Genomic DNA, 19207 nt, shown 5'->3' with positions numbered 1-19207 from the left:
GCGCGAACGATTGCTTATAAAAACAGATCCACGGAGCCTTGCCGATGAAATCCTGTGAAGTGAATTTTGACGGTCTGGTCGGGCCTACCCACAACTACGGCGGGTTGTCCTACGGTAACGTCGCGTCCCAGAGCAACAGCCAGCAATGCTCGAACCCGCGTGAAGCAGCCTTGCAGGGGCTGGCCAAGATGAAGGCGCTCATGGATTTGGGGTTCACCCAGGGTGTGCTCGCACCGCAGGAACGGCCTGACGTGGCGGGCCTGCGTCAACTGGGTTTCACTGGCTCCGACGAACAGGTGATCGAGAAGGCCGCACGGCAGGACATGCCGTTGCTGGTCGCCAGTTGCTCGGCGTCAAGCATGTGGGTTGCCAATGCCGCGACTGTCAGCCCGAGTGCCGATACAGCCGACCGCCGTGTGCACTTCACGGCCGCCAACCTCAATTGCAAGTACCACCGCAGCATCGAGCATCCGACCACCAGCCGCGTACTGGGCGCGATGTTCGCCGATTCTCGGCACTTCGCCCATCACGCTGCCTTGCCTGCCGTCGCCCAGTTCGGTGACGAGGGCGCGGCGAACCACACGCGGTTTTGCCGGGACTACGGGGAGGCGGGTGTGGAGTTTTTCGTGTTCGGGCGCAGCGCCTTTGACACCCGCTATCCCGCGCCACAGAAATACCCGGCCCGGCAGACGCTGGAGGCCTCGAAGGCCGTTGCCCGTCTGCATGGACTGAGCGACGAAGGCGTGGTCTACGGCCAGCAGAATCCGTCGGTGATCGATCAGGGCGTGTTCCACAACGATGTGATCGCGGTCGGCAACGGCGAGGTGCTGTTCTACCACGAGGACGCATTCCTCCACACTGACTCGATGCTGGACGAACTGCGCGACAAGCTCGCCCGTGTCGGAGGCCAGTTAAGGGCGATCTGCGTGCCACGTGCCGAGGTCTCGGTGTCCGATGCGGTGCGCTCTTACCTGTTCAACAGTCAGTTGCTGTCGCGCCCTGACGGCTCGATGCTGCTGATCGTGCCGCAGGAATGCCAGGCCAACAGCAGCGTCTGGAACTACCTGCAACGCCTGATCACTGATGACAGTCCGGTGGCCGAAGTGAAGGTGTTCGACCTCAAGCAGAGCATGCAGAACGGCGGTGGTCCGGCCTGCCTGCGCTTGCGGGTGGCGCTCAATGAAACCGAGCTGGCGGCCGTCAATCCCGGCGTGATCATGACCGCGCCGCTTTACGAAACCCTGACGCAGTGGGTCGACCGGCACTACCGGGATCGCATGAGCGAAAGCGACCTGGCCGATCCCCGATTGCTGAGCGAATGCCGAACGGCATTGGATGAATTGACGCAAATCCTTAAACTGGGCGCCGTTTATCCTTTTCAACTCGTTTGAAACCTGCGCGTCGAGCCACGGCCCGACGCATGATTTTCCCTTTCAAGAGCATTCCGAACATGAGCGACGCCCTGCAGTTAATCCTCGAAGACACCGATGGCACCCAGCTGGAAACCTCCTGCACCCGCGTTGCCGTCATCTGGCAGGGCAAGGAATTGTGGATTCAGCAGGACGGCCGTGGCCAGCTGCTGATCGGTGTTGACGTCGAAGAAGACGACGCCGAATACGCCAACCTGCTGCTGCGTCCATTGGCCACCAATCTGGTCAGCCTGCAGCTGGAAATGGAACCGGCCGACATGGGCGCCGAAGAAGACGGCCATGTGCACGGTCCTGACTGCAACCACTGAAACAACCCGTAAGGAAGCGCCATGCTCGCTCTCGGCAAACTGCTTGATTTGACCCTGGCCGGACGTGAGCCGGCGGAAAAGACTCAACTGACCGTCGAAGGCGTGCGCATGCGCTGGCTGGGCGAGGGGGCGCTGGAAGTTCGCCCGCCCGAGGCTCGTGACAACGGCACTGACCTGCTGCTGTCAGCCGGTATCCACGGCAACGAGACAGCCCCCATCGAGCTGCTGGATCAACTGATCCGCAGCATTGCGCGTGGCGACCTGAAACCACGCGCACGTATTCTGTTCCTGTTCGGCAACCCCGAGGCCATGCGCCGCGGCACACGCTTCGTCGAGCAGGACGTCAACCGGCTGTTCAACGGCCGTCACGAACAAAGCGGCGGTTCCGAGGCCTTGCGGGCCTGTGAGCTCGAGCGGCTGGCGGCAAGCTTCTTCAAGCTGCCGGACCGCTACCGCCTGCATTACGACCTGCACACCGCGATCCGGGGCTCCAAGATCGAGCAGTTTGCGCTGTATCCCTGGAAAGAAGGCCGCAAGCATTCACGCCGCGAACTGGCCCGATTGCGCGCCGCAGGCATGAGCGCGGTGCTGTTGCAGAACAAGCCGTCGATCGTGTTCAGCGCTTACACCTACGATCAGCTGGGTGTCGAAGCCTTCACCCTGGAACTGGGCAAGGCCCGGCCGTTCGGTCAGAACCAGCAGGTCAACCTAGAGCCGCTGCGAGCGAGCCTTGAGCAGTTGATCGAAGGCACCGAGCCCGAGCCGGACGATTCGCTCGACGGCCTGCAACTGTTCAGCGTGGCACGGGAAGTGATCAAGCGCAGCGATGCCTTCAAGTTTCATCTGGCTGATGACGTGGAGAACTTCTCGCCGCTGAAAAAAGGCTTCGTGCTTGCTGAAGATGTGAGTGATTCACGCTGGGTGGTGCAGGAAGAGGGCGCGCGGATCATCTTCCCGAACCCGAAGGTGAAGAACGGCTTGCGGGCGGGGATTCTGGTGGTGCCGGTGGCAGCGGAAGGGTTGGGGCTGGCGTGACAGGCGTTCAAACTCCGGTGGGCACAGCCTGCCTCGCTGAATGAACTCTATAGTGTGGGAGGCGGCTTGCCGGCGATGGCGTCAGGCCAGTCACAGCCGCGTGGCCTGAAAAAACGCTTCGCCGGCAAGCCGCCTCTTATCAAACAACCTGTAAACCACTGAAGAAACTGGATTTTGTGGGAGCGGACTTGTCCGCGAAAAGGCCAGTACATCCGACGCATATGCGGTGGCTGAAATACTGCATTCGCGGACAAGTCCGCTCCCACCTAGTTTGCTGCGCGACAGCGCTACGTCGAAGACGTGGTGGGGCCTCCCACAGGTTGCATTCACCCCCGCACATGCACCCGTTCACCCGCCGACCAGGTTTCCTTGACGGTCCTGTCATCGCCGAGGGTCATCAGCACGAACAGAATCTCTTCAATGTCCTTCGCCTGCTTCAAGCGGTAGGACAGCAGCGGCGTGGCGTTGTAGTCCAGCACCACGAAATCCGCTTCGTTGCCGACCTTGAAGCTGCCGACCTTGTCCTCCAGGCGCAGCGCCCGTGCGCCACCGAGTGTCGCGAGGTACAGCGACTTGAGCGGACTCAACCGTGCGCCCTGCATCTGCATGACCTTGTACGCCTCGTTCAGCGTCTGCAGGATCGAAAAGCTGGTGCCGCCACCGACATCGGTGCCCAGACCCACGTTGACCTTGTGCTTCTCGGTCATCGGCAGGTTGAACAGGCCGCTGCCCAGAAACAGGTTCGAGGTGGGGCAGAAGGCGACGGCCGAGCCGGTTTCTGCCAGTCGCGCGCACTGCGCGTCGCACAGGTGCACGCCGTGGGCAAACACCGAGCGTTCGCTCAGCAGGTTGAAGTGGTCGTAGACGTCCAGGTAGTGCTTGCGCTCCGGGAACAGCGCCTTGACCCATTCGACTTCCTGCAGGTTTTCACTGATGTGGGTCTGCATGTACAGGCCGGGGTATTCCTGCAGCAGTTTGCCCGCCAGCGCCAGTTGCTCGGGGCTGCTGGTCGGGGCGAAGCGCGGGGTAACGGCGTAGCTCAAACGACCTTGCCCATGCCAGCGCTCGATCAGCGCCTTGCTGTCTGCGTAGCCTGACTCGGGGGTGTCCACCAGATAGTCCGGCGCGTTTCGGTCCATCATCACCTTGCCGGCAATCATGCGCAGGTTGAGCTGTTGCGCGGCGCTGAAGAACGCCTCGACCGACTCCTTGTGCACGCTGCCGAACACCAGCGCCGTCGTGGTGCCGTTGCGCAGCAGTTCCTTGATGAAGATATCCGCGACCTGCGCCGAATGCTCAGGATCGGCGAACTGGCGCTCGCAGGGAAAGGTGTAAGTGTTGAGCCAGTCCAGCAGTTGCTCGCCATACGCACCGATCATGCCGGTCTGCGGCAGGTGGATGTGAGTGTCGATGAAGCCGGGGGTGATGAGGGCGTCCGGGTATTCGATCAGCTCGACATCGTCATCCAGGTTCGCCAGCAGGTCTTCCGCGTGGCCGAGCGAAGTGATGTAGCCGTTTTCGACGACCATCAGGCCATCCGTGAAGTATTCGAACGACGCTTCCGGCCCGACGTCGGCGGGGTCGGCAATGCTGTGAATGATGGCGGCGCGATAGGCTTTACGGGACGTAACTGAACTCATGGGCATCTCATGACGACCTGCTGCGACGCGAGGCGGGCAGCAGTTTGGCGATAGGTTGGGTGTTGGCGCTTTGCTGGCCGAAGTCTGCGTTGTAGGTGGCGATGACCTCGGCGGCGATGGACACGGCGATTTCAATGGGCAGCTTGCCTTTCACTTCAGCGAGCCCCATCGGGCAGCGCATGCGTTGCAGCAGGCCGGGTTCGAAACCGCGTTCACGCAGCCGGTGTTCGAACTTGACCCGCTTGGTGCGCGAACCGATCAGGCCGAAGTAGCCGAAATCGCCACGCTTGAGGATGGCGGCGGTCAATTCAAGGTCGAGCTGATGGTTGTGGGTCATGACGATGCAGTAACTGCCTGCAGGCAGATTCGCGACTTCATCCACCGGTTCGTCGTTGATGATCTTTACGACGCCATCAGGCATCGATTCCGGGAATTCGTTCTCGCGGGAATCGATCCAGCGTACACGGCAGGGCAGGCTGGCCAGCAGCGGCACCAGCGCGCGGCCCACATGCCCGGCGCCGAATACGGCAATCTGCGCGACCGGCTCGCCCATGGGCTCGAACAGCAGCACGTTCACGCCGCCGCAGCATTGGCCCAGGCTCGCGCCCAGGTTGAAGCGCTCCAGCCGGGTCTGCCGTGTGCCGCTGGCGAGCATTTCGCGGGCGATCTCCATGGCCTTGTATTCCAGATGCCCGCCACCGATGGTGTCGTGAATCCGCTCGGCACTGACCACCATCTTCGAACCGGCATTGCGCGGCGTCGAACCCAACTCCTCGATGATCGTCACCAGAATCCCAGGCTCGCCACGGGTCTGCAGTTCGGCGAGGGCGCTTATCCAGTTATTCATGGCTGCACCACGGAGCGTGAGGAACGATCAGTAGGGATCACAGGCATGCGGTTTTCCCCAGCTCGCGCATCTGTTCGCAGCCCCACAACACTTTCTCTGGCGTGGCGGGCGCGTCGATGCGGGGTTGGTGGCGGTAGTCGCCCAGACTGGCCACAGCGTCCTTGATCGCGCACCACGCGGCAATGCCCAACATGAACGGCGGTTCGCCCACGGCCTTGGAGTGGAATACCGTGTCTTCAGGGTTCTTGCGGTTTTCCACCAGTTTGACCCGCAGGTCCAGTGGCATGTCGGCCACGGCGGGAATCTTGTACGAGGCGGGTCCTGTGGTCAGCAGTTTGCCCTTGGCGTTCCACACCAGCTCTTCGGTGGTCAGCCAGCCCGCTCCCTGAATGTAGCCGCCTTCGACCTGACCGATGTCGATGGCCGGGTTCAGCGAGGCGCCGACGTCATGCAGGATGTCGGTGCGCAGCATCTTGTATTCGCCCGTCAGCGTGTCGACGATCACTTCCGCGCAAGCCGCGCCAAAGGCGAAGTAGTAGAACGGCCGCCCCCGCGCCTGGCTGCGATCATAGAAAATCTTCGGTGTCTTGTAATAGCCGGTGCTGGACAGCGAAACCTGACCCATCCACGCCAATTGAGCCAGCTCTGCGAACGACAGCAGCGTCTCGCCAGCCCGCACATGGCCATTGCGAAACTCGACCTGACTTTCCTCGATCTTGAAATGTTTCGCGGCAAACTCGACCAGTCGCTGCCTGAGGATTTCAGCCGCGTTCTGCGCGGCCTTGCCGTTGAGGTCGGTGCCGCTGGACGCAGCAGTGGGCGAGGTATTGGGCACCTTGTCGGTATTGGTGGCGGTGATCTGGATGCGCTCGATATCGACCTGAAACACCTCGGCCACCACCTGCGCCACCTTGACGTTGAGCCCCTGGCCCATCTCGGTCCCGCCGTGGTTCAGGTGAATGCTGCCGTCGGTGTAGATGTGGATCAACGCACCGGCCTGATTGAGAAAGCTGGCGGTAAACGAAATGCCGAACTTGACCGGGGTCAGCGCCAGGCCTTTCTTCAGAATCGGGCTGCTGGCGTTGAACGCGCGAATCGCTTCACGGCGCTCGGCGTACTCGCAGCTCTGCTCAAGATCGGCCGTCATTTCTTCCAGCAGGTTGTGCTCGACCGTCTGGTAATAGTGGGTGACGTTGCGCTCGGTCTTGCCGTAATAATTGGCCTTGCGCACCGCCAGCGGGTCCTTGCCCAGGTAGCGGGCGATGCAATCCATGACTTCCTCAATGGCGACCATGCCTTGCGGGCCGCCGAAACCACGATAGGCAGTGTTGGATGCCGTGTGGGTCTTGCAGCGATGGCCGTTGATCGTCGCTTCGCCCAGGTAATAGGCGTTGTCGGCGTGAAACATGGCGCGGTCGACGATGGAGGCCGACAAGTCAGGCGAATAACCGCAGTTGCCAGCCAGGTCCAGTTCGATGCCCTGCAGGCGACCGTTGTCGTCGAAACCCACGTTGTACTCGATGTAGAACGGGTGGCGCTTGCCGGTCATTATCATGTCTTCGACACGTTGCAGGCGCATCTTGGTCGGCTGGCCGGTGAGGCGCGCCACCACGGCGCACAGGCACGCAGGGCTGGCCGCCTGGGTTTCCTTGCCGCCAAAGCCGCCGCCCATACGCCGCATGTCGACCACGATCCGGTTCATCGGAACGTCCAGCACTTCGGCGACCAGTTTCTGGATTTCGGTAGGGTTCTGGGTCGAGCTGTAGACGATCATGCCGCCATCTTCGGTGGGCATCACCGAGGCGATCTGTGTCTCCAGGTAGAAATGCTCCTGCCCACCGATGTGCAGGCTGCCTTGCAGGCGGTGGGTCGCGCCTTGCAGCGCGGTCGCCGAATCGCCGCGCTTGTGGGTGTGGCTGTCGAGCACGAAATGCTTCTGGCGCAGGGCCTGCACCACATCCAGTACCGGTTCCAGGTCTTCGTACTCGATCACGGCGGCCATCGCGGCCTTGCGGGCGGTGTCCAGATCACGTGCGGCCACGGCCAAAACCGGCTGACCGACGAACTCGACCTTGTCGATGGCCAGCAGCGGATCGCCAGGCAACAGCGGACCGATGTCTTTCAGGCCGGGGATGTCCTCATGAGTGATGACGATCCGCACGCCTTCAATAGCATGACACGGCGCAGTGTCGATGCTGATGATGCGTGCATGCGCACGATCCGAAAGCCGCGCATACACGTGCAACTGATTGGGGAATTCCAGCCGGTCGTCGATATATACGGCCTCGCCGGACACATGTTTGTCGGCGCTGTCGTGTTTGACACTGCGCCCTGCGCCGGTGGTGATTCCCTGTTGAAAGAGATCGGCCATTTCGGCCTGGGTCTTTTGCGGGGCTTGATCAGACATAGTGAGTCACCCGCGTCGGTGTATGAGGCGTCTGCAACTCGATGAAGCATTTGCGCAGCAGGTTGCGGGCGCTCAGCAGACGGTATTCCTTGCTGGCGCGAAAGTCCGACAGCGGCGTGAAGTCGTCACCCAGCGCGGCGCAGGCGTGCTCGACGGTCTCGCTGTTCCAGCGCTGACCCATCAATGCCTGCTCGCAGGCTGATGCACGTTTTGGAATCGCAGCCATGCCGCCGAATGCAACACGCGCTTCTTCGATGACACCGTCGCTGATCTGCAGGCGGAACGCGGCGCAGACGGCGGAGATATCGTCGTCCAGCCGCTTGGAGACTTTATAGGCCTTGAATACCTGACGGGCATTGGCAGTCGGCACGATGATTTTTTCGATGAACTCGCTTTCCTGACGCGCCGTGACCTTGTAATCGATGAAGTAATCTTCCAGCGCCAGCGTGCGCTGGGTGTCGCCTTTGCGCAGCACGATTTGCGCACCAAGGGCGATCAGCAGCGGCGGGGCGTCGCCGATGGGTGAAGCGTTGCCGATATTGCCCCCCAGCGTGCCCTGATTGCGAATCTGCAACGACGCGAAGCGTTGCAGCAGTTCGCCGAAGTCGGAGTATTCGGCTTCCAGTGCGGCATAACAATCAGTCAGCGGCGTGGCGGCACCGATCTCCAAGCGATCCTCGAAACGCTCGACGCGCTTCATCGCCTCGATGTGGCCCACGTAGATCATCACCGGCAGTGGCTTGTGAAACTGGGTGACTTCCAGTGCCAGGTCGGTGCCGCCCGCCAACAGGCGAGCCTGAGGGTGGGCGTCGTACAGGTCGGCGAGGTCGGCCACGGTCAGCGGGATCAGGCAGCGTTTTTCGCCGTCGTTCAGCTCGCCTGTCTGCTGCGGGGTGATGGCGCGCAGGCGCTCGATGGTCTGCGCCTGACGCTGGTCGAACTGATCGGGCTCACGCTGCCCGCACGCCTGTTCGGCAGCGGCCAGAATCGGGCGATAACCCGTGCAACGACACAGGTTGCCAGCCAGTGCTTCGTGGGCCTGATGCGCATCGGCCTGATCGCTGTTCTTCTGCAGGGCAAACAGCGACATCACGAAACCCGGCGTACAGAAGCCGCATTGCGAACCGTGGCACTCGACCATGGCCTGCTGCACGCTGTGCAGGCGGCCCTGGTGTTTGAGGTCCTCTACGCTGATCAACTGCTTGCCGTGCAGCGAAGCCACAAACGTCAGGCATGAATTGAGGCTGCGATAGCGCAGTTGTTGCGCCCCTGTTGCGTCGGTTTGCAGCTCTCCCACCACAACGGTGCAGGCGCCGCAGTCACCGCTGGCGCACCCTTCCTTGGTGCCGGGCTTGTGTGCCTGCTCGCGCAGGTAGGTCAGCACGGTCATGTTCGGATCGAGGGTTCGCTCGGTCTTTAGCTCTTGGTTCAAAAGGAACTGAATCACGGCGTAATGCCCTCAATTGGCTTCCATCGGACATGTCGATGAATCTATCAGCTTTGTTTATTGGGTCAATTTGTTTCTGACTTTCGGGTCAGGAAATCAGGTTTTCGGCACCTCTGCCGATCAAAAACGTCACACCTGTTGAATCGCCTGTCAGGCAATGGTCGAGGTTTTGCGTGTTTCGTGCCAGATTCGAGGAATGTGGCCCTGCGCCATGCCCTTGGGTTGCGATACACTCCGCCTCTTGTACGAAGAACTGGTTTTTGAAGGATACTCATGACGTTCAAGGCACCGGACAGCCTCGCTGAGCAGATAGCCCATCACCTTGCAGAACGGATCATCCGCGGTGAACTCAAGCCTGGAGAGCGGATTCAGGAGCAAAAGGTCACGCAGGCGTTGAACGTCAGCCGTGGTTCCGTGCGCGAAGCATTGCTGATTCTGGAGCGCCGCCATCTGGTGGCAATCCTGCCGCGTCGTGGTGCGCAGGTCACGGTGCTCAATGCCCACAACGTCACCAGTCTGTGCACGCTGATGAGTGAGCTGTACATTCTGCAGGCCAATGCCGTGGCCGAGCACTGGAAGACCGAGGCGGACCTTGCGCCGTTTGTGGCCATCCAGGAGCGTCTTCGGGCCAGCCTGGAGAGCCAGGACGTGAAGGCATTCGTCGAAGAAAGTTTCAATGTCATGCGCGCGGCGTATCCATTCGCCAATAACCCGTATCTGGAGGAAACCATCGAGAATCTGCAGCCGTCCATGAGTCGCAGCTATTTCCTGGCCCTCGAGCAGCGCAAGGCGGAGATGAGCGATTACCTCGAACTGTTCGGGCAATTGCTTGAAGCCGTCGTTGCGCGCGATCTGGCGCAGATTCGTGTGGTGCTCATCAACTATGGCCAGCGCAGTTGTCAGTTGGTGCTCGCTGCATTGACGGCAGGCTGACCCCATGCGTCTGAAGTGCATCAAGCTGGCGGGGTTCAAATCCTTCGTCGACCCCACCACGGTGAACTTCCCCAGCAACATGGCGGCCGTTGTCGGCCCCAATGGTTGCGGAAAATCCAACATCATCGACGCCGTGCGCTGGGTCATGGGCGAAAGTTCGGCCAAGAACCTGCGCGGCGAGTCGATGACCGACGTCATCTTCAACGGTTCGACCAGTCGCAAGCCGGTCAGTCAGGCCAGCATCGAGCTGGTGTTCGACAACTCCGACGGCACACTGGTGGGCGAATACGCTGCCTATGCGGAAATTTCCATTCGCCGCAAAGTGACCCGCGACAGCCAGAACAGCTATTACCTCAACGGCACCAAATGCCGTCGTCGTGACATCACCGACATCTTCCTAGGGACTGGTCTGGGGCCACGCAGCTACTCGATCATCGAGCAGGGCATGATCTCCAAGCTGATCGAAGCCAAGCCCGAGGATCTGCGCAATTTCATCGAGGAAGCGGCGGGCATTTCCAAGTACAAGGAACGCCGCCGTGAAACCGAGAACCGCATCCGCCGTACCCACGAGAACCTGGCGCGCCTGACCGACCTGCGCGAAGAGCTGGAGCGCCAGCTCGAGCGTTTGCATCGTCAGGCCCAGGCGGCCGAGAAGTATCAGGAATACAAGACCGAAGAACGCCAACTCAAGGCGCAGTTGTCGGCGTTGCGCTGGCAGGCGTTGAACGAACAGGTGGGTCAGCGCGAAGCCGTGATCGGTGGTCAGGAAGTCGGCTTTGAAGCACTGGTCGCTGATCAGCGCAGTGCCGATGCCAGCATCGAACGATTGCGTGACGGCCATCACGACCTCTCCGAACGCTTCAATCTGGTGCAGGGGCGCTTCTATTCGGTGGGCGGCGACATCGCCCGCGTCGAGCAAAGCATTCAGCACGGCCAGCAGCGTTTGCGTCAGTTGCAGGACGACTTGCGCGAAGCCGAGCGCGCCCGCCAGGAAACCGAATCGCACCTAGGGCACGACACCACGCTGCTGGCCACACTCAGCGAAGAGCTGGAGATGCTCGAGCCCGAGCAGGAGATGACCAGCGCGGCCGCCGAAGAATCGGCCATCGCCCTGGAAGACGCCGAAGCCGCCATGCACGGCTGGCAGGAAAAGTGGGATGTGTTCAATCAGCAGTCCGCCGAGCCGCAGCGTCAGGCTCAGGTTCAGCAGTCGCGCATCCAGCAATTGGAACAGAGCATGGAGCGGCTGGCCGAGCGCCAGCGGCGTCTGGGCGAAGAGCGTCAGTTGCTGGCTGCCGACCCTGAAGACGCGGCGATTCTGGAACTGAGCGAAGACCTCGCCACCCGTGACATGACCCTCGAAGAACTGCACATGGGCGAAGAGCAGGCAGTCGAGCGTCTTGAACAATTGCGCGAAGCCTTGCAGCGCGCCAATCAGGACCAGCAGCAGGCGCAAGGCGAGTTGCAGCGCCTCAATGGCCGACTGGCTTCGCTTGAAGCCCTGCAACAGGCCGCCCTCGACCCTGACACCGGCACCGCCGAATGGCTGCGCGATCAGCACCTGGATCAGCGCCCGCGTCTGGCGGAAAGTCTCAAGGTAGACGCCGGTTGGGAAATGGCCGTCGAAACGGTGCTTGGCGCTGATTTGCAGGCCGTACTGGTCGATGACTTCGACGGGCTGGACGTGGCGAACTTCCAGCAGGGCGATCTGCGCCTGCTGAGCGCTGGGGCCGATACCCAGCGCGTCGCAGGCAGTCTGCTCGACAAAGTTGAAAGCGATATCGACCTGTCGGCCTGGCTGGGGCAGGTGATCCCGGTCAACGACCTGGACGAGGCGCTCGCCCGGCGTGGTCAACTGGCGGCGGGGCAGAGCCTGATCAGTCGCGACGGCTACTGGGTCGGGCGTCACTTCCTGCGGGTAAGACGTGCCAGCGAAGCGCAGAGCGGCGTGCTGGCTCGCGGTCAGGAATTGCAGCAGCTCGGTCTGGAACGTGACGAGCGCGAAGCGACGCTGGCCGCGCTGGAAGAACAGCTGTTGAGCCTGCGCGAACAGCAATCGCAACAGGAAGAATCAAGAGAGCAACTGCGCCGTCGCGTGCAGGACGAGACGCGTCAGCAGAGCGAGCTCAAGGCGCAGCTGTCGGCAGCCAAGGCCAAGGTCGAACAGCTGACGCTACGCCGTACCCGTCTGGATGAAGAGCTGGCCGAGCTGGGCGAGCAACGCGCGCTTGAACATGAACATCTGGGTGAGTCACGTCTGGAATTGCAGGACGCGCTCGACGCCATGGCGCTGGATACCGAACAGCGGGAAGTGCTGCAGGCTCAGCGTGACAGCCTGCGCGAACGGCTTGACCGTGTGCGTCAGGAAGCCCGGCTGCACAAGGACCGCAGCCATCAACTGGCGGTGCGTCTGGGCTCGCTCAAGGCGCAGCACGACTCGACGCGTCAGGCGCTGGAGCGTCTGCAGATGCAGTCCGAGCGCCTGACGGAAAAGCGCGAGCAATTGAGCCTCAACCTGGAAGAGGGTGAGGCACCGCTGGAAGAACTGCGGCTTAAGCTGGAAGAATTGCTTGAGCGGCGCATGGTGGTCGATGACGAGATGCGCATCGCCAAGAACGCGCTGGAAGACGCTGACCGCGAGCTGCGTGACGCCGAGAAACGCCGCACCCAGGCTGAGCAGCAGTCGCAGTTGCTGCGTGGCCAGCTCGAACAGCAGCGCCTGGAATGGCAGGCCCTGACAGTACGTCGCAAGGCCTTGCAGGACCAGTTGCATGAAGACGGCTACGACCTGCACGGCGTCCTCGCCACGCTGACCCCGGAAGCCAGCGAACAGGCCGCCGAGCTGCAACTGGAAAGTCTTGCCGGCCGTATTCAGCGCCTCGGCGCGATCAACCTGGCGGCCATCGACGAGTACCAGCAGCAGTCCGAGCGCAAACGCTATCTGGATGCCCAGGACGCCGATCTGGTGGAGGCGCTGGAGACGCTGGAGAACGTGATCCGCAAGATCGACAAGGAGACGCGAAATCGCTTCAAGGAGACCTTCGATCAGATAAATAGCGGAATTCAGGCACTTTTCCCAAAAGTTTTCGGTGGCGGCTCCGCTTATTTGGAACTGACGGGCGAAGATTTACTCGATACAGGGGTGACAATCATGGCGCGTCCCCCCGGCAAGAAAAACAGCACGATTCATTTGCTGTCCGGCGGGGAAAAGGCACTGACTGCACTGGCATTGGTTTTTGCCATTTTCAAACTCAATCCGGCTCCGTTCTGCATGCTCGACGAGGTCGATGCACCACTGGACGATGCCAACGTCGGTCGATATGCCCGGCTCGTGAAGGAAATGTCACAAACCGTGCAGTTCATCTATATCACCCACAACAAGATCGCCATGGAAATGGCTGATCAACTGATGGGTGTCACCATGCATGAACCCGGCTGTTCGCGGCTGGTTGCGGTGGATGTGGAAGAGGCCATGGCACTGGTGGATGCCTAGATCGAGACCGGTGTTTTTCCCGGGAAAACGGCTTGTGGATGCCTGAAAGTGTGACGGTCGTGCGGTAGATATCAATTTGCGCACCAAAGAGGTGTAACAGACGGTGTAAAGTTACCTTTGGTCGTGCTAGTTTAGCGGCTACTTTTTATTTTTCCGTGGGCAAAATGCCAGTCAGAACATAGACTTGGCACCACGTATTAAAGGGGTTTAGGCCCTTATTTTCAGAATTCTTCATTAGAGGCACTGGATTACATGGAAATCGGTCTGCGCGAGTGGCTGATCGTCATCGGCATAATTGTCATTGCCGGTATTCTCTTCGATGGCTGGCGCCGTATGCGCGGCGGCAAGGGAAAACTGAAATTCAGGCTGGACCGGAGCTTTTCCAACCTTCCGGACGACGAGGAACCGAGCTCGGCCGAAGTGCTGGGGCCGCCCCGTGTGCTGGATACGCATAAAGAGCCGCAACTGGACGAGCACGACCTGCCGTCGATGAGCGCCAGCCCGCGAGACAACGTTCGTGAGAACGCTCGCGAGGCCAAGCGCAGCAACAGCGACAAGAAACGCAAGGGCGAGCCGCAACAGGGCGATCTGAATCTGGACATGGGCGGTCCGAGCCTGTTCACCGGCCGTGACGACGACTTCCCGGACGACAAGCCGACCCACATCATCACTGAAGAAAAGGACCTGCCTCCGGTCGAGGAAGTACTGGTCATCAGCGTTATCTCGCGCAGCGAAAGCGGCTTCAAGGGTCCGGCCTTGTTGCAGAACATTCTGGAAAGCGGCCTGCGTTTCGGCGAGATGGACATCTTCCATCGTCACGAAAGCATGGCGGGCAACGGCGAAGTGCTGTTCTCCATGGCCAATGCGGTCAAGCCGGGCGTTTTCGATCTGGACGACATCGACCATTTCAGCACCCGTGCGGTGAGCTTCTTCCTGGGGCTGCCGGGTCCTCGTCATCCGAAGCAGGCGTTCGACGTCATGGTGGCGGCAGCACGCAAGCTGGCTCATGAGCTGGACGGCGAGCTGAAAGATGACCAGCGCAGTGTGATGACCGCGCAGACCATCGAACACTACCGCCAGCGCATCGTCGAATTCGAACGCCGCGCCCTGACTCAGCGTCGCGGCTGAGTCTGCTGTGCCAGCCCTTGTTGAACCGCATTCGCTGTGTTCGGCAAGGGCTGGAGACCGGTACAACAGAACCACCCGATCGAGCAGCCCAGGCTGCTCTTTTGTTTTTTGAGAGAACACCGTATGAAGGCCGTCGAAACCCGAATCCTGGAACTGCGCGCAGAGCTGGATCAGCACAACTACCGCTACCACGTTCTGGATGAGCCCAGCATTCCCGATGTCGAGTACGACCGCCTGTTCCACGAGCTGAAAGCGCTGGAAGCCGAGAACCCGCATCTGGTCACGCCTGATTCGCCCACGCAGCGGGTCGGCAGTGCGGCCCTGTCGGCGTTTACCCAGGTGCGTCATGAAATGCCGATGCTCAGCCTGGGCAACGCCTTCGAAGAAAACGACATGCACGAGTTCGACCGTCGGGTGACCGAAGGTCTGGACCTGCCCGAAGGCAGCCGCAAGGTTCAGTACAGCTGCGAACCCAAGCTCGACGGTCTGGCGGTCAGCCTGCTGTACCGCGACGGCGCGCTGGTCCGTGGCGCGACGCGGGGCGATGGGGCGACCGGCGAAGACATCAGCGTCAATGTGCGCACCGTGCGCAATATCCCGCTCAAGCTGCATGGCACCGGCTGGCCTGAAGTGCTGGAAGTGCGGGGTGAAGTGTTTATGTCCAAGGCCGGTTTCGAACGGCTCAACGCCAGCCAGCTGGAAATCGGCGGCAAGACCTTCGCCAACCCGCGCAACGCCGCAGCAGGTAGCCTGCGTCAGCTGGACTCAAAGATCACTGCCAACCGCCCGCTGGAATTCTGTGGTTACGGCCTGGGGCAGATCTCCGCCGAAGTGGCCGACACCCATGTCGGCGTACTCAATCAGCTCAAGGAATGGGGTGTGCCGGTCAGTCGCGAGCTCAAGCTCGCCAACGGCATCGAAGAGTGTCTGGCCTATTACCACGACATCGGCGAGCGACGCCTATCGCTGAGCTACGAGATCGACGGCGTGGTGTTCAAGGTCAACAAACTCGCCGATCAGCGTGAACTGGGTTTCCGCGCCCGCGAACCGCGCTGGGCGATTGCCCACAAATTTCCGGCCATGGAAGAGCTGACCGAACTGCTGGACGTTGAATTCCAGGTTGGACGCACTGGCGCAGTGACACCGGTCGCGCGTCTCAAGCCGGTCAAGGTCGCCGGTGTGACGGTTGCCAATGCGACGCTGCACAACATGGACGAAGTGGCGCGCCTGGGTCTGATGATCGGCGACACGGTGATCATTCGCCGGGCCGGTGATGTGATTCCGCAAGTCGTGCAGGTGGTCATGGAGCGTCGTCCCAAGACTGCCAAGCCTGTCGAAGTTCCGAAGACCTGCCCGGTGTGTGGCTCGCATGTCGAACGCACCCAGCTGGTCAAGCGCAGCAAGGGCAAGGAAACCGTCAGCGAAGGTGCGGTTTACCGCTGCGTCGGTCGTCTGGCCTGCGGCGCGCAGCTCAAGCAGGCCATCATCCATTACGTGTCGCGTCGTGCCATGGACATCGAAGGTCTGGGTGACAAGACCATCGAGCAACTGGTGGACGAAAAACTCATCGGCTCGCCCGCCGATCTGTACAAGCTTGAGTACGAGCAGATCATCGACCTGGAGGGTTTTGCGAAAATCTCCAGCGAAAAACTGCTCAAGGCAATTGCCGACAGCCGTCAGCCGACGCTGTCGCGCTTCATCTACGCGCTGGGCATCCCGGATGTCGGCGAGGAAACGGCCAAGGTGCTGGGTCGTTCGCTGGCGTCGCTGGAGCGGGTCAAAAAGGCCTTGCCGGAGGTGCTGACTTACCTGCCGGACATCGGCATGGAAGTCGCTTACGAGATCCACAGCTTCTTCGAGGACGAGCACAACCGCAACGTGATCGACGCGCTGCTGGGCGAGTGCGGCCTGCAACTGCAGGATCAGGGTGAGCTGGGCGCCGAATTTGCCGCTAGCACCACCCTGGATGGACTGATCGACAAGCTGCACGTGCCTTCGGTAGGTCCGGGTGCTGCGCTGAAGCTGGCCGAGAAGTTCGGCACGCTGGACGCGATCATCGGCGCGGACTGGCTGGACATGCGCCAGGCGCTGCCTGAAAAGCAGGCCAAGGCCGTACGCGATTTCTTTGACGACACCGCCAACGCCGAGCGTGCACGTGCCATCGAGGCGCAGCTCAAAGAGTTCGGCATGCACTGGCGCAGCGAGAAAAAAGCCGTGGAAGGCTTGCCGCTGGCCGGGCAGACCTGGGTGCTGACCGGTACGCTGGAGCGCATGAGCCGCGACGTCGCCAAGGAGAAGCTCGAAAGCCTGGGCGCCAAGGTGTCCGGGTCAGTGTCGGCGAAGACCCACACCGTCGTCGCAGGGCCGGGGGCGGGGTCGAAGCTGACCAAGGCCAATGAGCTGGGCCTCACCGTTCTGGATGAGGATGCATTGCTGGCGCGCCTGACCGAGCTGGGTGTGGTGGTGGATTGAGGGTTCAGTACTGTCGTTGATCGTGCCCATCGCTCCGCGTGGGCATGCCTCCCGAGACGCTCCGCGTCACATTCAAGAGCGGACGCGAAAACCTGCGTCTTTCGCCTTTATTCACTGACCCGAATAATATTTTGAACCCCTGAAGCCCCTACATGATCTAGTCCATGCAAGGCCCACGGGAGATCGCCATGTATCGCTTTTTCGAGCAACTGAGTTCACGTATCACCGCGCCTTTCGTCGGTGAGACCAAACGCAACAGTAAAGTCTGGCAGTGCCAGTGCGGACAGTCGGTGTTTTTCCCCAATACCCAATGCCTGGCGTGCTCGGCAGCGCTGGGCTATCTGCCTGAGCAGGGGCGTATTGCGGCGCTGGAGCCTGGGGCTGAGCCTACTACGTGGCGTCTGAGCGATGATCCGGATGCAGGCGTTTATCGGCGCTGTGCCAACCTCGACACGCCAGCGGCCTGCAACTGGCTGTTTCCGGCCCACAACATGGGTGAGTTTTGCGTTGCCTGCAGCCTGAACCGTACCATTCCAGACCTTTCGGTACCGGAAAACGGCGAGCGCTGGCGTAAGGTCGAGACTGCCAAGCGGCGTCTGGTAGCGCAGCTGATTTCGCTGGGGCTGCAGGTCATTCCCAAGACAGTCGATGAAGAAGCCGGTCTGGCCTTCGACTTTGTCGGCGTCGATCTGGAAGGCAATCTGCCAACCACCGGTCACGCCAACGGCCTGATCACGCTGAACATCGAAGAAGCCGACGACGCACACCGCGAAGCCATGCGCGTGCAGATGCATGAACCCTATCGCACCTTGCTCGGCCATTTCCGTCATGAAGTCGGGCACTACTATTGGGACCGGCTGATCGCCAATACCTTTTGGCAGGAAAGCTACCGCAACCTGTTTGGTGACGAGCGAGCCAGCTATGCCGACGCGTTGGATCACCACTACAAGAACGGCGCGCCTGACAACTGGCAGGAAAGCTTCGTCAGTGCGTACGCCACCATGCACCCGTGGGAAGACTGGGCCGAAACCTGGGCGCATTACCTGCACATGATGGACGCGGTCGACACGGCGCTGGGCTTCGGCATGAGCGCCCGCGATATGGAACTCGATTATCAGCCGTTCCCGCTGGAAACGCTGTTCGACCCACAACACCCTGGCGGCCCGGCATTCCTGTCGTTCGTCAACGCCTGGATCGAACTGGCCAGCATGCTTAACGAACTGTCACGCAGCATGGGTCAGCCTGATTTCTACCCGTTCGTGCTGCCGCCCGCGGTCATCGCCAAACTGCACTTCATCCATCTGGTGATTCAGGATGCCGGTGGCAAGGCGGACGAGGTGTTGCAGGCGCAATAAACGCGGACCGTAGGAGCGCGCTTGCCCGCGATGACATTGGCGCGGTGTATCAGGTGATCCGCTTCATCGTTCATCGCCGGCAAGCCGTCTCCCACGAGAGCGTGCGCCAGCTTTAAAGCTTCAACACCAGCCGTCGCTCAAAGCCTATCCGTCCGCGATAGGCTTCGCCGGTATCAATCCAGCCTTGTCCGACATACAAACCGATTGCCGCTGCATTGTCGGCATCCACCGACAGCATCAGTTGCTGGATGTCCGGCCACTTCAGGCTCAACGCTGCTGGCAACGCCTTCAGGCACACCTTGCCCAGTCCTTTGCCCTGTTCTCGACGATCAATCTGCAACGCGTGCAAGGTCGCGGTCGCGTCCTCCAATGCCCAATGCGGCAGGCAATCCCCACGCTTGAGCATGAAAAAGCCCTTGGGCACTTCATCAACCAAAAACACGAAGCCTGCGATGTCAGCGCTGGGATTGACCAGCAGGGTATTGAGCGCAGCGTGGATATCGCCCGAGAACTGGATCTGTTCCGGCGCGATCTGGAGCGTTTCGAGCTGTCGGCATTGAGTCGGCGTAAGTGCTTCGTAGCTGACCAATCGAGTCTGCATGGGCAACCTGTCGGCTGATGATGATCGGAAGGGCAGGGTACAGGATCATTCTGCCTCTCTTCCAGCGCTCGGAGCTCGTCCCGGCCCCGTCACACAAGTGCTTGAGCCTGA

Annotated in this window: 13 protein-coding genes; 8 read left to right on the top strand and 5 right to left on the bottom strand. The window is 61.0% G+C overall.

The genetic code is table 11. From position 1 onward, the window contains the following. The first annotated feature begins 44 nt into the window (after window positions 1-44). Genes astB through astE form a run of 3 tightly spaced genes read left to right on the top strand, consistent with a single transcriptional unit; the run spans window position 45 to window position 2773 of the window. Window positions 45-1391 (top strand): N-succinylarginine dihydrolase, encoded by a 1347-nt coding sequence (gene astB / locus CFBP1590_RS17595; RefSeq protein WP_088235615.1) that lies wholly within the window; start codon window positions 45-47, stop codon window positions 1389-1391. Between the two features lie 59 nt (window positions 1392-1450). Next, on the top strand, window positions 1451-1738 hold the full coding sequence (locus tag CFBP1590_RS17590; RefSeq protein ID WP_004886111.1) for a hypothetical protein: 288 nt from the start codon (window positions 1451-1453) through the stop codon (window positions 1736-1738). 21 nt (window positions 1739-1759) lie between these two features. Next, a complete protein-coding gene (astE, locus tag CFBP1590_RS17585) occupies window positions 1760-2773 on the top strand; it encodes a succinylglutamate desuccinylase (RefSeq protein WP_088235614.1) in 1014 nt (337 codons plus the stop codon). A gap of 326 nt (window positions 2774-3099) precedes the next feature. Here astE and guaD read toward each other — a convergent pair whose 3' ends face one another. From guaD to xdhA, 4 genes are read right to left on the bottom strand one after another with little or no spacing between them, the layout of a single operon-like run. Beyond that, entirely contained in the window at window positions 3100-4413 is a 1314-nt protein-coding gene (gene guaD, locus CFBP1590_RS17580) for a guanine deaminase (protein WP_088235613.1), read from the bottom strand. 7 nt (window positions 4414-4420) lie between these two features. Further along, window positions 4421-5260, bottom strand: coding sequence for a xanthine dehydrogenase accessory protein XdhC (xdhC, locus tag CFBP1590_RS17575; protein ID WP_088235612.1), 840 nt, complete (start codon window positions 5258-5260; stop codon window positions 4421-4423). Between the two features lie 37 nt (window positions 5261-5297). After that, window positions 5298-7667, bottom strand: coding sequence for a xanthine dehydrogenase molybdopterin binding subunit (gene xdhB / locus CFBP1590_RS17570; protein ID WP_088235611.1), 2370 nt, complete (start codon window positions 7665-7667; stop codon window positions 5298-5300). After that, window positions 7660-9114: a xanthine dehydrogenase small subunit gene (gene xdhA / locus CFBP1590_RS17565; RefSeq protein ID WP_088235610.1), complete on the bottom strand. Its 1455-nt coding sequence runs from the start codon at window positions 9112-9114 to the stop codon at window positions 7660-7662. The genes xdhB and xdhA overlap by 8 nt, the downstream gene beginning before the upstream one ends. A gap of 273 nt (window positions 9115-9387) precedes the next feature. Here xdhA and CFBP1590_RS17560 point away from each other — a divergent pair, with 273 nt between their 5' ends. From CFBP1590_RS17560 to CFBP1590_RS17540, 5 genes are all read left to right on the top strand, one after another. Continuing rightward, entirely contained in the window at window positions 9388-10047 is a 660-nt protein-coding gene (locus tag CFBP1590_RS17560) for a GntR family transcriptional regulator (protein WP_057410986.1), read from the top strand. A gap of 4 nt (window positions 10048-10051) precedes the next feature. Beyond that, a complete protein-coding gene (smc, locus tag CFBP1590_RS17555; protein ID WP_088235609.1) occupies window positions 10052-13540 on the top strand; it encodes a chromosome segregation protein SMC in 3489 nt (1162 codons plus the stop codon). A gap of 252 nt (window positions 13541-13792) precedes the next feature. Beyond that, a complete protein-coding gene (gene zipA, locus CFBP1590_RS17550; RefSeq protein ID WP_004886082.1) occupies window positions 13793-14668 on the top strand; it encodes a cell division protein ZipA in 876 nt (291 codons plus the stop codon). A gap of 123 nt (window positions 14669-14791) precedes the next feature. After that, window positions 14792-17140 (top strand): NAD-dependent DNA ligase LigA, encoded by a 2349-nt coding sequence (gene ligA / locus CFBP1590_RS17545; RefSeq protein ID WP_088235608.1) that lies wholly within the window; start codon window positions 14792-14794, stop codon window positions 17138-17140. Window positions 17141-17328: 188 nt separating this feature from the next. Beyond that, window positions 17329-18495 carry a zinc-binding metallopeptidase family protein gene (locus CFBP1590_RS17540; protein WP_088236434.1) on the top strand — a complete coding sequence of 389 codons (1167 nt, stop codon included), beginning with the start codon at window positions 17329-17331 and terminating at the stop codon, window positions 18493-18495. 112 nt (window positions 18496-18607) lie between these two features. Here the strand turns inward: CFBP1590_RS17540 and CFBP1590_RS17535 are convergent, their stop codons facing one another. Continuing rightward, the gene (locus CFBP1590_RS17535) at window positions 18608-19096 is read right to left on the bottom strand and encodes a GNAT family N-acetyltransferase (RefSeq protein ID WP_058431085.1); all 489 of its coding nucleotides are present in this window, start codon (window positions 19094-19096) and stop codon (window positions 18608-18610) included. Between the last annotated feature and the right edge of the window lie 111 nt (window positions 19097-19207).

This window comes from Pseudomonas viridiflava (assembly GCF_900184295.1).
Lineage (GTDB): Bacteria > Pseudomonadota > Gammaproteobacteria > Pseudomonadales > Pseudomonadaceae > Aquipseudomonas > Aquipseudomonas viridiflava.
This window is presented reverse-complemented; position numbering and strand designations above follow the sequence as displayed.